The organism is Mycobacterium sp., from assembly GCF_035603715.1.
Classification (GTDB): Bacteria; Actinomycetota; Actinomycetes; order Mycobacteriales; family Mycobacteriaceae; genus Mycobacterium.
Window position 1 is genome coordinate 1 of the sequence record NZ_DATNJW010000228.1, and the last position, 12786, is coordinate 12786.

At 65.2% G+C, this 12786-nt stretch carries 15 protein-coding genes and 1 pseudogene; 12 read left to right on the plus strand and 4 right to left on the minus strand.

Annotated elements, in window-relative coordinates; translation table 11 throughout:
* Nucleotides 1-1128, plus strand: a pseudogene (locus tag VN856_RS09555) (DNA-directed RNA polymerase subunit beta'); the annotation flags it as partial.
* A gap of 210 nt (nucleotides 1129-1338) precedes the next feature.
* Nucleotides 1339-1530 (plus strand): hypothetical protein, encoded by a 192-nt coding sequence (locus VN856_RS09560; RefSeq protein ID WP_325688332.1) that lies wholly within the window; start codon nucleotides 1339-1341, stop codon nucleotides 1528-1530.
* Here the strand turns inward: VN856_RS09560 and VN856_RS09565 are convergent.
* Complete coding sequence (locus VN856_RS09565) at nucleotides 1518-1772, minus strand: hypothetical protein (protein WP_325688334.1); 255 nt, start codon at nucleotides 1770-1772, stop codon at nucleotides 1518-1520. The genes VN856_RS09560 and VN856_RS09565 overlap by 13 nt on opposite strands.
* 361 nt (nucleotides 1773-2133) lie before the next feature.
* Between VN856_RS09565 and VN856_RS09570 the strand changes: the two genes are divergently transcribed.
* Genes VN856_RS09570 through VN856_RS09595 form a run of 6 tightly spaced genes read left to right on the plus strand, consistent with a single transcriptional unit; the run spans nucleotide 2134 to nucleotide 7853 of the window.
* Nucleotides 2134-2892, plus strand: coding sequence for a deoxyribonuclease IV (locus VN856_RS09570; protein WP_325688336.1), 759 nt, complete (start codon nucleotides 2134-2136; stop codon nucleotides 2890-2892).
* A 1-nt stretch (nucleotide 2893) separates the two neighbouring features.
* Nucleotides 2894-3739, plus strand: coding sequence for an alpha/beta hydrolase family esterase (locus tag VN856_RS09575; RefSeq protein WP_325688337.1), 846 nt, complete (start codon nucleotides 2894-2896; stop codon nucleotides 3737-3739).
* Between the two features lie 47 nt (nucleotides 3740-3786).
* Nucleotides 3787-5415, plus strand: coding sequence for an acyl-CoA dehydrogenase family protein (locus VN856_RS09580; protein ID WP_325688339.1), 1629 nt, complete (start codon nucleotides 3787-3789; stop codon nucleotides 5413-5415).
* Nucleotides 5412-6350: a crotonase/enoyl-CoA hydratase family protein gene (locus VN856_RS09585; RefSeq protein ID WP_325688341.1), complete on the plus strand. Its 939-nt coding sequence runs from the start codon at nucleotides 5412-5414 to the stop codon at nucleotides 6348-6350. Before VN856_RS09580 ends, VN856_RS09585 begins: the two co-directional genes overlap by 4 nt.
* A gap of 16 nt (nucleotides 6351-6366) precedes the next feature.
* Nucleotides 6367-7089, plus strand: coding sequence for a PaaX family transcriptional regulator C-terminal domain-containing protein (locus VN856_RS09590; RefSeq protein WP_325688353.1), 723 nt, complete (start codon nucleotides 6367-6369; stop codon nucleotides 7087-7089).
* Nucleotides 7086-7853 (plus strand): crotonase/enoyl-CoA hydratase family protein, encoded by a 768-nt coding sequence (locus tag VN856_RS09595; protein ID WP_325688342.1) that lies wholly within the window; start codon nucleotides 7086-7088, stop codon nucleotides 7851-7853. Before VN856_RS09590 ends, VN856_RS09595 begins: the two co-directional genes overlap by 4 nt.
* Here the strand turns inward: VN856_RS09595 and VN856_RS09600 are convergent.
* From VN856_RS09600 to VN856_RS09610, 3 genes are read right to left on the minus strand one after another with little or no spacing between them, the layout of a single operon-like run.
* Nucleotides 7847-9019, minus strand: a complete 1173-nt coding sequence (locus VN856_RS09600) for an FAD-dependent monooxygenase (protein ID WP_325688344.1) — start codon at nucleotides 9017-9019, stop codon at nucleotides 7847-7849. The two genes, VN856_RS09595 and VN856_RS09600, sit on opposite strands and share 7 nt — an antisense overlap.
* 12 nt (nucleotides 9020-9031) lie before the next feature.
* Nucleotides 9032-9490, minus strand: a complete 459-nt coding sequence (locus tag VN856_RS09605; RefSeq protein ID WP_325688346.1) for a DUF3060 domain-containing protein — start codon at nucleotides 9488-9490, stop codon at nucleotides 9032-9034.
* 5 nt (nucleotides 9491-9495) lie between these two features.
* Nucleotides 9496-9873, minus strand: coding sequence for a DUF3060 domain-containing protein (locus tag VN856_RS09610; RefSeq protein WP_325688348.1), 378 nt, complete (start codon nucleotides 9871-9873; stop codon nucleotides 9496-9498).
* Nucleotides 9874-10020: 147 nt separating this feature from the next.
* Between VN856_RS09610 and VN856_RS09615 the strand changes: the two genes are divergently transcribed.
* The 4 genes from VN856_RS09615 to VN856_RS09630 form a co-directional block, all read left to right on the plus strand.
* On the plus strand, nucleotides 10021-10668 hold the full coding sequence (locus VN856_RS09615) for a TetR/AcrR family transcriptional regulator (protein ID WP_325688350.1): 648 nt from the start codon (nucleotides 10021-10023) through the stop codon (nucleotides 10666-10668).
* Between the two features lie 282 nt (nucleotides 10669-10950).
* Nucleotides 10951-11325 (plus strand): 30S ribosomal protein S12, encoded by a 375-nt coding sequence (gene rpsL, locus VN856_RS09620; protein ID WP_007767794.1) that lies wholly within the window; start codon nucleotides 10951-10953, stop codon nucleotides 11323-11325.
* On the plus strand, nucleotides 11325-11795 hold the full coding sequence (gene rpsG, locus VN856_RS09625; RefSeq protein WP_108926244.1) for a 30S ribosomal protein S7: 471 nt from the start codon (nucleotides 11325-11327) through the stop codon (nucleotides 11793-11795). The genes rpsL and rpsG overlap by 1 nt, the downstream gene beginning before the upstream one ends.
* A gap of 84 nt (nucleotides 11796-11879) precedes the next feature.
* Nucleotides 11880-12786, plus strand: a 907-nt coding sequence (locus VN856_RS09630) for a GTP-binding protein (protein ID WP_325688352.1), incomplete at its 3' end; no start/stop codon positions are given.

A 12786-nucleotide genomic window follows, 5' to 3' on the forward strand; every position in this document is an offset into this window, starting at 1 on the left:
GAGGACCTGGGTGACCCGCAGATCGAGGCGCTGCTGGCGGCCGGCATCACGCAGGTCAAGGTCCGCTCCGTGCTGACCTGCACCACCGGTACCGGTGTGTGTGCGACCTGCTACGGACGCTCGATGGCCACCGGCAAGCTCGTCGACATCGGTGAAGCCGTGGGTATCGTTGCGGCCCAATCGATTGGTGAGCCCGGCACGCAGCTGACCATGCGTACCTTCCACCAGGGTGGTGTCGGTGAGGACATCACCGGCGGTCTGCCCCGTGTGCAGGAGCTGTTCGAGGCCCGCGTGCCGCGCGGTAAGGCACCGATCGCCGACGTCACCGGACGGGTGCGTCTGGAGGACGGCGAGCGCTTCTACAAGATCACCATCGTTCCTGACGATGGCGGCGAGGAAGTGGTCTACGACAAGCTGTCCAAGCGTCAGCGCCTGCGGGTGTTCAAGCACGAGGACGGCTCCGAGCGACTGCTGTCCGACGGCGACCACGTCGAGGTGGGCCAGCAGCTGATGGAAGGCTCGGCCGACCCGCACGAGGTGCTGCGCGTGCAGGGCCCGCGTGAGGTGCAGATCCACCTGACCAAGGAGGTCCAGGAGGTCTACCGCGCCCAGGGTGTGTCGATCCACGACAAGCACATCGAGGTGATCGTCCGGCAGATGCTGCGCCGGGTGACGATCATCGACTCGGGCTCGACGGAGTTCCTGCCCGGCTCGCTGATCGACCGTGCCGAGTTCGAGGCGTCGAACCGGCGGGTGGTGGCCGAGGGTACCGAGCCCGCGGCCGGCCGTCCGGTGCTGATGGGTATCACCAAGGCGTCGCTGGCCACCGACTCGTGGCTGAGTGCGGCGTCGTTCCAGGAGACCACGCGCGTGCTGACCGATGCGGCGATCAACTGCCGCAGCGACAAGCTGCAGGGTCTGAAGGAGAACGTGATCATCGGAAAGCTGATCCCGGCGGGTACCGGTATCAACCGGTACCGCAACATCCAGGTGCAGCCGACCGAGGAAGCCCGCGCTGCGGCGTACACGATCCCGTCCTACGAGGATCAGTACTACAGCCCCGACTTCGGTCAGGCCACTGGTGCCGCGGTTCCGCTGGACGACTACGGCTACAGCGACTACCGCTAGTCAACAATCGAGAAAGCCCCGGGTTTGCCCCCGGGGCTTTTTCGTGCCCGTGATCCCGGGCGAACTTTCACGTGTGCTCGGCCGGGCACGCGCCGCCGTTATATAGAGACGCAGACTATTACTTGATGGGCCACACCGTTGACGTTGATACGCACAGTCACACAAGTCGAGTGGGTTGCGGACAGCGGTTCGGCCGATGCACTGATCTCAATGGCGCGCGTGGCGTTGGCACTGGCTCGCAACACGCTGGATGCGATCGACCTGCCGAACGACTCGAAATTATTGGCCGCCGCAGCCGCCTGCAAATACACCTCGGGCGCAGCGGTATTAGATGGATTGCTCATCGTTCTCCTAAAGTCATTCGACTTTTCCGTTGGTGGGTGGGGGCTTCATTCGACTTGAATGCAAACCGATGTGGTGTGGCTCCATCCGTTGACCGTCACGGTGACCGTAAGACAGTGAATATCGCCATGGGTGGCGCCCATCGGTTCGGCCGACGCGCTGATCTCAATGGCGCGGGTGGGGTGTGCGGCGGCCTGCAACACGCTGGATGCGATCGACCTGCCGAACGATTCGAAATTATTGGCCGCCGCAGCCGCCTGCAAATACACCTCGGGCGCAACGGTATTAGATGCGTCGGTCATGAGACTCCTCAAAAGCTGCTGCCGCGTATGCCTGTCTCACAAGCGGTATCACGAGACCTGCAGTGCCGAACGAGAAACACACAAAACGGTGCGCGCTGAATTTAGTCGCACTGACACGGAGCGAAAGTCAGTCAGATTCGCCGTACGAACCGTGTTGGCTCTGCGCAACAAACCTCATCGTTCACACGAGCCACTCGGAGTCGGGGCGTCGGTTGTGCCCACCTCACAGCGACAACCCGGGGGCGGCCGCCACAGATTTGTTGGGTTGTCGCTCGGAGGCGGGCACAGCGGCACATGCTTCCGTTCGTGTGACTGCTGAGAACCCACCAGGCTGTCCGGCTCCCTCACTAGACTGGCCGACGTGCTTATCGGTTCACATATCAGCCCGCAGGACCCACTGGCCACAGCCGCGGCCGAGAATGCCGACGTCGTGCAGATCTTCCTCGGCAACCCGCAGAGTTGGAAGGCACCCAAACCGCGCGACGACGCCGCCGAACTGAAGGCCGCGGCCCTGCCGATCTACGTGCATGCGCCCTACCTGATCAACGTCGCCTCGGCGAACAACCGGGTGCGGATCCCGTCGCGCAAGATCCTGCAGCAGACATGCGACGCCGCAGCCGAGATCGGTGCCGCCGCGGTGATCGTGCACGGCGGCCACGTCTCCGACGACAGCGACCTCGACGAGGGTTTTCAGCGTTGGGGCAAGGCACTCGACCAGCTGGAGACCAAGGTCCCGGTGTACCTGGAGAACACCGCCGGCGGAGATCACGCGATGGCCCGCCATTTCGACACCATCGCCCGGCTATGGGATGTCATCGGCGACAAGGGAATCGGCTTCTGCCTCGACACCTGCCACGCGTGGGCGGCGGGGGAGGCGCTGGTCGACTCCGTCGATCGGATCAAGGGCATTACCGGTCGCATCGACCTGGTGCACTGCAACGACTCCAAGGATTCGGCAGGTTCGGGCCGCGACCGGCACGCCAACTTCGGCACCGGGCAGATCGATCCCGAATTGCTGGTCGCGGTGGTCAAGGCCGCCGATGCGCCGGTGATCTGCGAGACCGCCGAGGAGGGGCGCAAAGACGACATCGCGTTCCTGCGGGAGAAGACGAGCGGCTGAGATGCTTCATCGGGTCGCGACGCTGCTGGGCGTCGTGCTGGTTGTCGCGAGTTGTGCCGTCCTGCATCCAACGCCACCGTCGGGCTACATCGAGGGCACCAGCATCCACACCATCGGCGTCGGCGGACACGATCGGGTTTATCGGCTGCACAAGCCTTCCGGGTTGTCCGCGCCGGCCGGGCTGGTCGTCGTGCTGCACGGCGGTTTCGGCAACGCCGAACAGGCCGAAAGATCGTACGGCTGGGACCAATTGGCCGACTCGTCGAAGTTCGTCGTCGTTTATCCCGACGGCGTCAGGCGGGCCTGGAACGTCAATGGCGGGGGCTGCTGCGGCAAGCCCGGACGGGAGAATATCGACGACGTCGCGTTTATCACCGCGGCCGTCGCCGATGTCACAAAACACGTCAGTGTCGACGCCTCTCGCGTGTATGCCACCGGCATGAGTAACGGCGCCATGATGTCGTACACGCTGGCGTGCAACACCACGCTGTTCGCCGCGATCGGCCCGGTGGCCGGGACACAGCTGGACCCGTGCCGGTCGCCACATCCATTGTCGGTCATGGCGATTCACGGCACCGCGGATCCGATGGTTCCCTACGGCGGCGGTGAGGGCCGCGGATTCTCGCATATCAACGGCCCACCGGTGCCGGAGTTGAATGCGTTGTGGCGCAAGGTCGATCAATGTCAGCCGCCGACCGAGACGACCGACGGCCAGGTCACTACGTCGACCGCCGCCTGCGCTGGTCATCGCGGCGTAGCGCTGGTCACCGTCGGCGACGGTGGTCACCACTGGCCCGACTTCGCCACCGCCAAGCTGTGGGAGTTCTTCGCCGACCATCCCCGCTGAGCATTACACCTCTTGTGCGGTTGTAGAAAAAATGTAACATTGACGGCATGTCAGACACTCATGCCGTCACCAACCAGGTCCCGCTGCTGGAAGAGCACAACCCGGCATCGTCCCCGGTCCTCATCGAGGCGCTGATCCGCGAAGGCGGCCAGTGGGGCCTGGACGAGGTGACCGCGATCGGGGCGATTTCCGGCTCCCGGCAGGCCCAGCGCTGGGGCGAGCTGGCCCAACGCAACCGGCCCATCCTGCGCACCCACGACCGCTACGGTCACCGCATCGACGAGGTCGAATACGACCCGGCCTACCACGAGCTGATGCGGGTCGCGGTCGAGCATGGCCTGCACGCGGCGCCGTGGGCCGACGACCGGCCGGGCGCCCACGTGGTGCGCGCGGCCAAGACCAGCGTCTGGACCGCCGAGCCCGGCCACATGTGCCCGATCTCGATGACCTATGCCGTCGTTCCGGCGCTGCGGTTCAACCCGGAGCTCGCCGCGATCTACGAGCCCCTGCTGACCAGCCGCGAATACGACCCGGAATTGAAGGTGCCGACAGCCAAACTCGGGCTCACCGCCGGCATGTCGATGACCGAAAAGCAGGGCGGCTCCGACGTGCGCGCCGGCACCACCGAGGCGACCCCCAACGGCGACGGCACCTACCGGCTGACGGGCCACAAGTGGTTCACGTCCGCGCCGATGTGCGACATGTTCCTGGTGCTCGCGCAGGCTCCGGAGGGGCTGTCCTGTTTCTTCCTGCCACGGGTCCTGCCCGACGGCAGCCGCAACCGGATGCGCCTGCAGCGGCTCAAGGACAAGCTCGGCAACAACGCCAACGCTTCCAGCGAGGTCGAATACGACGGCGCCACCGCGTGGCTGGTCGGCGAGGAGGGCCGCGGCGTCCCGACCATCATCGAGATGGTCAACCTCACCCGGCTGGACTGCACGCTGGGTAGTGCCACCAGCATGCGGACGGGCCTCACCCATGCCGTTCACCACGCCCAGCACCGCAAGGCATTTGGCGCCTATCTGATCGATCAGCCGCTGATGCGCAACGTGTTGGCCGACCTGGCTGTGGAGGCCGAGGCCGCCACCATGGTGGCGATGCGGATGGCCGGTGCCACCGACAGTGCGGTGCGCGGGGATGAGACCGAGACGCTGCTGCGCCGGATCGGCTTGGCCGCCAGCAAGTACTGGGTGTGCAAGCGTGCGACGCCGCATGCCGGCGAAGCGATGGAATGCCTGGGCGGCAACGGATATGTCGAGGAGTCCGGGATGCCGAGGCTCTACCGTGAGGCGCCGCTGATGGGCATCTGGGAAGGCTCTGGCAACGTCAGCGCACTGGATACATTGCGCGCCATGGCAACTCGACCGGAATGCATTGAGGTGCTGTTCGATGAGCTAGCCAAGAGCACTGGCCAGGACGCCCGGTTGGATCGCCACGTGGAGCAACTGCGTCCGCAGTTCGGCGACCTCGAGTCGATTCAATACCGGGCCCGCAAGGTCGCTGAGGACATCTGCCTGGCGCTGCAGGGCTCGCTGCTGGTGCGGCACGGACACCCAGCCGTCGCCGAAGCGTTCCTGGCCACCCGGCTCGAGGGTCAGTGGGGCGGCGCCTTTGGAACCATGCCCGCCGGGTTGGATCTCGCGCCGATCATCGAGCGTGCTCTAGTAAAAGGATGACGCACGCGATCCGACCGGTCGACTTCGACAACTTGAAGACGATGACCTATGAGGTCACCGATCGGGTTGCGCGGATCACCTTCAACCGGCCCGACAAGGGCAACGCGATCATCGCCGACACGCCGCTGGAGCTCTCGGCGTTGGTCGAGCGTGCGGATCTGGATCCCAATGTGCACGTCATCCTGGTTTCCGGCCGCGGCGAAGGTTTTTGCGCGGGTTTCGATCTGAGCGCATACGCCGATCGCACCGGCTCGGCCGGTGGCACCGGCGCCTACCACGGAACCGCGCTGGACGGTAAAACCCAGGCGGTCAACCATTTACCGAATCAGCCGTGGGATCCGATGATCGACTATCAGATGATGAGTCGCTTCGTGCGTGGCTTTTCCAGCCTGTTGCACGCGGACAAGCCGACGGTGGTCAAGATCCATGGCTACTGCGTGGCCGGTGGCACCGATATCGCGCTGCACGCCGACCAGGTGATCGCCGCGTCCGACGCGAAGATCGGCTATCCGCCAACCCGGGTCTGGGGAGTGCCGGCCGCCGGGATGTGGGCGCACCGACTCGGCGATCAGCGTGCCAAACGTCTTCTGCTGACCGGGGATTGCATCACCGGCGCCCAAGCCGCCGAGTGGGGCTTGGCGGTCGAGGCGCCGGATCCGAAAGACCTCGACGAGCGCACCGAACGCCTGGTGGAACGGATCGCCGCCGTGCCGGTCAACCAGCTGATCATGGTGAAACTCGCACTCAATTCCGCGCTGCTGCAACAGGGTGTGGCCACCAGCAGAATGGTCAGCACGGTTTTCGACGGTGTCGCCCGGCACACGCCCGAGGGCCACGCATTCGTGGCCGACGCCGTGGAGCACGGATTCCGCGAGGCGGTCAAGCACCGCGACGAACCGTTCGGTGACTACGGCCGGCGCGCGTCCCAGGTGTAACGCCATGTCGAAATCGCTGGCCCGCATGCCCGCCCGATCGGTGGTGCTCAGCGTGCTGCTCGGCGCCCATCCGGCGTGGGCCAGCGCGGCCGAATTGATCAGGCTCACCGACGACTTCGGCATCAAAGAGGCCACGTTGCGCGTCGCGTTGACCCGGATGGTCAGCGCGGGCGACCTGGTCCGGTCCGCCGACGGCTACCGGCTCGCTGACCGACTGCTCGCTCGCCAGCGCAGGCAGGACGACGCGATGCGTCCCCAGCTGCGGCCGTGGCGCGGCTACTGGACCACGCTGATTGTCACCAGCATCGGCACCGACGCCCGTACCCGCGCGGCCTTGCGAACGACGCTGCACCACAAACGTTTCGGTGAGCTGCGTGAAGGCGTGTGGATGCGGCCGGACAACCTCGAGCTGGACCTGACCGACGAGGATCGCGCCCGGGTGCGCATCATGCAGGCCCGCGACGACGACCCCGCCGAGTTGGCCGGTCAGCTCTGGGATCTGCCGTCCTGGGCTCGCACCGGTCACCGGTTACTCGCCGACATGTCCGACGCCACGGATGTTCCCGCCGGCTTCGTGGTGGCCGCGGCGATGGTGCGCCACCTGTTGACTGACCCGGTGCTGCCGGAGGAACTGCTGCCCGCGGACTGGCCGGGCTCGCGGCTGCGTGCCGCCTACAACGACTTCGCCGCTGAACTGCTGCAGCGGCGCGACGGTATTCGATTAGTGGAGGCGACATGAGCGATCCGGTACGCATAGAACGTCATGGTCCGGTGACCACCGTTATCCTCAACCGGCCCGAGGCCCGCAATGCGGTCAACGGACCGACTGCTAACGGACTGTTCGAGGCGTTCGAGAAGTTCGACCGTGACGACACCGCATCCGTCGCGGTGCTGTGGGGCGACCATGGAACATTCTGCGCCGGAGCGGATTTGAAAGCGTTCGGCACGCCGCACGCCAACGCCGTGCATCGAGAGGGCCCCGGTCCGATGGGCCCGACCAGAATGGTGCTGTCCAAACCGGTGATCGCCGCGGTCAGTGGCTATGCGGTCGCCGGTGGTCTGGAGCTCGCATTGTGGTGCGATCTGCGAGTCGCCGAGGAGGACGCCGTGTTCGGGGTGTTCTGCCGCCGGTGGGGGGTACCGCTGATCGACGGTGGCACGATCCGGCTGCCCCGGCTGATCGGGCAGAGCCGGGCGATGGACATGATCCTCACCGGTCGTGAGGTCGACGCCAACGAAGCGCTGGCGATCGGCTTGGCCAATCGTGTTGTACCCAAAGGGCAAGCGCGTGCGGCCGCCGAGGAGCTGGCCGCCGAGTTGGCCGCGCTGCCGCAGCAGTGTATGCGATCGGATCGGCTGTCGGCGTTGCATCAATGGGGGATGCCCGAATCCGCAGCGCTGGACCACGAATTCGCAAGCATCTCCCGGGTGGCCGCCGAAGCGATGGAAGGTGCCGGACGTTTCGCCGCCGGTGCCGGCCGCCACGGCGCGACGGCTCAGTAGTTCGGCAGGCTGAAGGAACGCGCCGCCGCCAGCGACTGCCGGGCGACCAGCTTGCTGACGGCTGGGATGCGAAGCATCCGAAGTGCGACGTTGCGCAGCGGGGCGAGTCGGCCCGAGGAGACGCGTTCGGTTCTCAGGGCGTCGATCGCGAGCTTCTGACACCGCGCGACGTATGGCGCGAGCAGTCGCTGGTATCGGGTGAACGCCACGGCGTAATCGTCACCCGCCGCTTGTATTTCGTGAGCCAGCACGTAAGAGCCGACCAACGCGATAGTCGTGCCCATGCCTGAGCGTGGCGAGGCGCACCAGGCCGCATCGCCGGTCAGGCACACCCGTCCACGCGCGTACGAATCCAGGTGGACCTGGGCGATCGAATCGAAGTACACCTCCGGAGCTTCGGCGAGGCCGTCGAGCAACGTGGGCACCTCCCATCCCATCCCCGCGTATCTCTCGATGAAAAGCCGCTTGTTGCCTTCGGTGTCGCGATAGTCGAAGGCGACGTGCGGGTCGCTGAGGAACAAGCTCGCCCGGGCCGGCTTGTCAGGGTCGATGCCCTGCAGGGCCGCGGTTCGGCCGGCATCGATGTAGGCAATGCCGCAATGGTCAAGCCGCAGAAGGTTTTCGGTGTCGAAGAATCCGAAACACTGACCCAGTTGGGTGACGTACCGCTCTTCCGGGCCGAACACCAACCGGCGCGTGCCGGAGTGCAGCCCGTCCGCGCCGACGACCAGGTCGTAGCTGCCGGTCGACCCGTCGCTGAACGTCGCGTCGACCCCTTGGCCGTTGTCAGCGAGGGCCGTAACACGAACGCCGAAGCGGTAATTCACGTCGTTGCGCACGGCGTCGTACAGGATGCGAGTGAAATCGCCCCAGTGAATCTCCACCTCGCCGCTGATGACCTCGGCGGGTAAGCGGCCGACTTCTTTACCCCGGCGGTCGACCAGCACCAGCGGTCCCATCTGGGTGGCGGCCGCCTTCACCTGCTCGAGCAGGCCCATCTTCTCCAGCACGGTGAGCGCGGGGCCTCTGAAGTCGACGGCCTGCCCGCCGGTGCGCAATTCACCAGCCTGCTCGGCGATCGTGACCGCATGGCCGTGCTGGGTGAGCCAGAAGGCAAGGCTTGGTCCGGCGATGCCGCCGCCGTTGATCAGGATGTCGAATGGCATTGCTGCGTAAGACTAACCGGCCTTGTTGATGGTGTTCCCGCTGCCGAGGTTGTCGACCTTGGGATCGCCGGCTTTGTAGCTGATCGTGTTGTTGAACCCGACAACGTTGAGTTGCTTGTCGATCTTGTCGATGGTGATCTTGTTGTCGGCGCCGCCGATGCTGACCGTCCCGCAGCTGCCTTTCACCGTCAGCGTGTTGTTCGACCCGCCCACGTTCAGCGACTTTCCATCGCCGCAATCGAGAGTGGTTGTGGTGCCCAGTGATCCATAGTTGATCGTGTTCCCGATGTCGAACTGGGCGCCCGTGCTGGTTGTGGACGGCGCCGGCGTCGACGAGGTGGGTGAGCCGCTCGAGGGAACCGTGCTGTTGTTCTTCGGCCCGCAGCCGGCCAGGCCGAACACCGCCATCGCGGACAGCGTCACACCGGTTGCCGCCACCAGACGTCGAGATGAGCCATAGCTGTTGCGCATATGGCTTATCCCCCTACGTGACTGACGCGATTGGTCATGCCGAGTTCGCGACCGCGGTCCCAGACGATCGGATCACCGCTCTTGTAGAAGATCGACTCATTGGAGCCGTACACGGTGATGTCGTGCACGACGTTGTCGGCGACGACGGTGTGACCCGAGCCCATCACGGATATTGCCCAGCATGACCCCAGCGCATTGACGATGTTCCTGGTGCCGTCGACCAACAGCGTTGCGCCGTTGCAGTCAATGGTCTGCTCGATACCTTCGCCGGTTATATGGGTGTCACCGTTTTTGGCGTGCCCGGTCGGTGCGCCGGCGGCAGACGTGAAGGCGATCGCGGCCGCGGAGGCCGCCACGGTCCGGGAGGGGATCGACCATTTCACTCCCGTGCTCCTCTCGCCCATGGCGCGTGATCTGCTCGAACAGAGCCTACGTGTTCGGGTCATCGGCAGACTAGAGTTCTTCGTTCCAGGGTGGCTTCAACTAGAAGTCGTCGACCAACCCGGGAATGCAACCGAAGGGCGAGTGCCATGCCAGCTGAGCCGGAGTCGTCGGCCGCTCGGTCGGGCGCCGGGTCGAAGTCGTCCGCCCGCGGCGGCCGCCTGAGCCGCGAGGTCATCGTCAACGCCGCGCTCACCTTCTTGGACCGCGAGGGCTGGGACGCCCTGACGATCAACGCCCTGGCCACGCAGCTCGGGACCAAGGGCCCGTCGTTGTACAACCACGTCAACAGCCTGGAGGACTTACGCCGCACGGTGCGGATCCGGGTGATCGACGACATCATCCTGATGCTCAACAGGGTTGGCGAAGGCCGCGCCCGCGACGACGCGGTGTTGGTGATGGCCAGTGCCTACCGCAGCTATGCCCATCACCACCCGGGCCGCTATTCGGCCTTCACCCGGATGCCGCTGGGCGCCGGCGACGATCCCGAATACACCGCCGCGACCCGGGCCGCCGCCACGCCGGTGATCGCCGTGCTGTCCTCCTACGGTCTTGACCTCGAACAAGCCTTCTACGCGGCACTGGAATTCTGGTCGGCAATGCACGGCTTCGTGCTGCTGGAGATGACCGGCGTGATGGACGAGATCGACACCGACTCGGTGTTCTCGGATATGGTGCTGCGGCTGGCCGCGGGCATGGAGCGTCGCAGCGGATCCGCCGTAGAACAGGCCCCGTAATAGGGGCCGGTGAGTTGGCCCACCGGACCCCGATGTCGCCGCTTTGACCTGCGCGACTCGCGGCGGGTATTGTGGTGGCTCGTGCCTGGCGGTTTTAGGCGCTTCACCTAAGACGCGCACGCCGGGCCAATTCGCATGCCAACCACGCAACGGATTGATTCTGCGGCGGGCGCGTGCGACACACCCGGCCGCGGGGGACCGTGGAAGGGCATAACTGCACTACAGAGACTTAACAGAACCAGAATCACGCAGCAACGCAAAGACGAAGTAGAAAGCCGGTAGATGCCAACCATTCAGCAGCTGGTCCGCAAGGGTCGCCGTGACAAGGTCGCCAAGGTCAAGACCGCGGCCCTCAAGGGCAGCCCGCAGCGCCGTGGGGTCTGCACCCGCGTGTACACAACCACTCCGAAGAAGCCGAACTCGGCGCTCCGGAAGGTCGCGCGTGTCAAGCTGACCAGCCAGGTTGAGGTCACCGCATACATCCCCGGTGAGGGTCACAACCTGCAGGAGCACTCGATGGTGCTGGTGCGCGGTGGTCGTGTGAAGGACCTACCGGGTGTGCGTTACAAGATCATTCGCGGCTCGCTGGACACCCAGGGTGTCAAGAACCGCAAGCAGGCTCGCAGCCGTTACGGCGCCAAGAAGGAGAAGAGCTAATGCCGCGCAAGGGCCCCGCGCCGAAGCGCCCGCTGGTCAACGACCCGGTCTACGGCTCGCAGCTGGTCACCCAGCTGGTCAACAAAGTCCTGCTGGACGGGAAGAAATCACTGGCCGAACGCATTGTTTATGGTGCGCTCGAACAAGCTCGCGACAAGACCGGCACCGACCCGGTGATCACGCTGAAGCGCGCAATGGACAACGTCAAGCCTGCACTCGAGGTGCGCAGCCGCCGCGTCGGTGGTGCCACCTACCAGGTGCCGGTCGAGGTCCGTCCGGAGCGCTCGGTCACGCTGGCACTGCGCTGGCTGGTCAGCTTCTCCAAGCAGCGTCGTGAGAAGACCATGATCGAGCGGCTGGCAAACGAGATCCTGGATGCCAGCAATGGCCTGGGTGCCGCCGTCAAGCGACGCGAGGACACCCACAAGATGGCCGAGGCAAACCGCGCCTTTGCGCACTATCGCTGGTAGGGGCGGACCGGCTCCACAGGGCAGAGTCGCCGGAGCGCGGATACAGCGAACTAACCAAGCAATCGAAAGAGTGGGAAAACTTCCGTGGCACAGAAGGACGTGCTGACCGACCTGACCAAGGTCCGCAACATCGGAATCATGGCGCACATCGACGCCGGCAAGACGACGACGACCGAGCGCATCCTCTACTACACCGGTATCAGCTACAAGATCGGTGAAGTCCACGACGGCGCCGCCACCATGGACTGGATGGAGCAGGAGCAGGAGCGCGGGATCACCATCACCTCCGCGGCCACAACCTGCTTCTGGAATGACAACCAGATCAACATCATCGACACCCCCGGGCACGTCGACTTCACCGTCGAGGTGGAGCGCAGCCTGCGTGTGCTGGACGGCGCCGTTGCGGTGTTCGACGGCAAGGAAGGTGTCGAGCCGCAGTCCGAGCAGGTCTGGCGGCAGGCCGACAAGTACGACGTCCCCCGCATCTGCTTCGTCAACAAGATGGACAAGATCGGCGCGGACTTCTACTTCTCGGTGCGGACGATGGAAGAGCGGCTCGGGGCCAACGCCGTGCCGATCCAGCTGCCCATCGGCGCCGAGGGCGACTTCGAAGGCATCGTCGACCTGGTCGAGATGAACGCCAAGGTGTGGCGCGGTGAGACGAAGCTGGGCGAAACTTACGACACCGTCGAGATCCCGGCTGAGCTGACCGAAAAGGCCGAGGAATACCGCACCAAGTTGCTCGAGGTGGTCGCAGAGACCGACGAGGAGCTGCTGGAGAAGTACGTCGGCGGCGAGGAGATCACCGTCGATGAGATCAAGGCGGCGATCCGCAAGCTGACGATCGCCTCGGAGGTCTACCCGGTGCTGTGCGGCAGTGCGTTCAAGAACAAGGGCGTGCAGCCCATGCTCGACGCTGTCGTGGACTACCTCCCCTCGCCGCTGGACGTACCGCCGGCTGTGGGACACGCCCCGGGCAAGGAGGACGTCG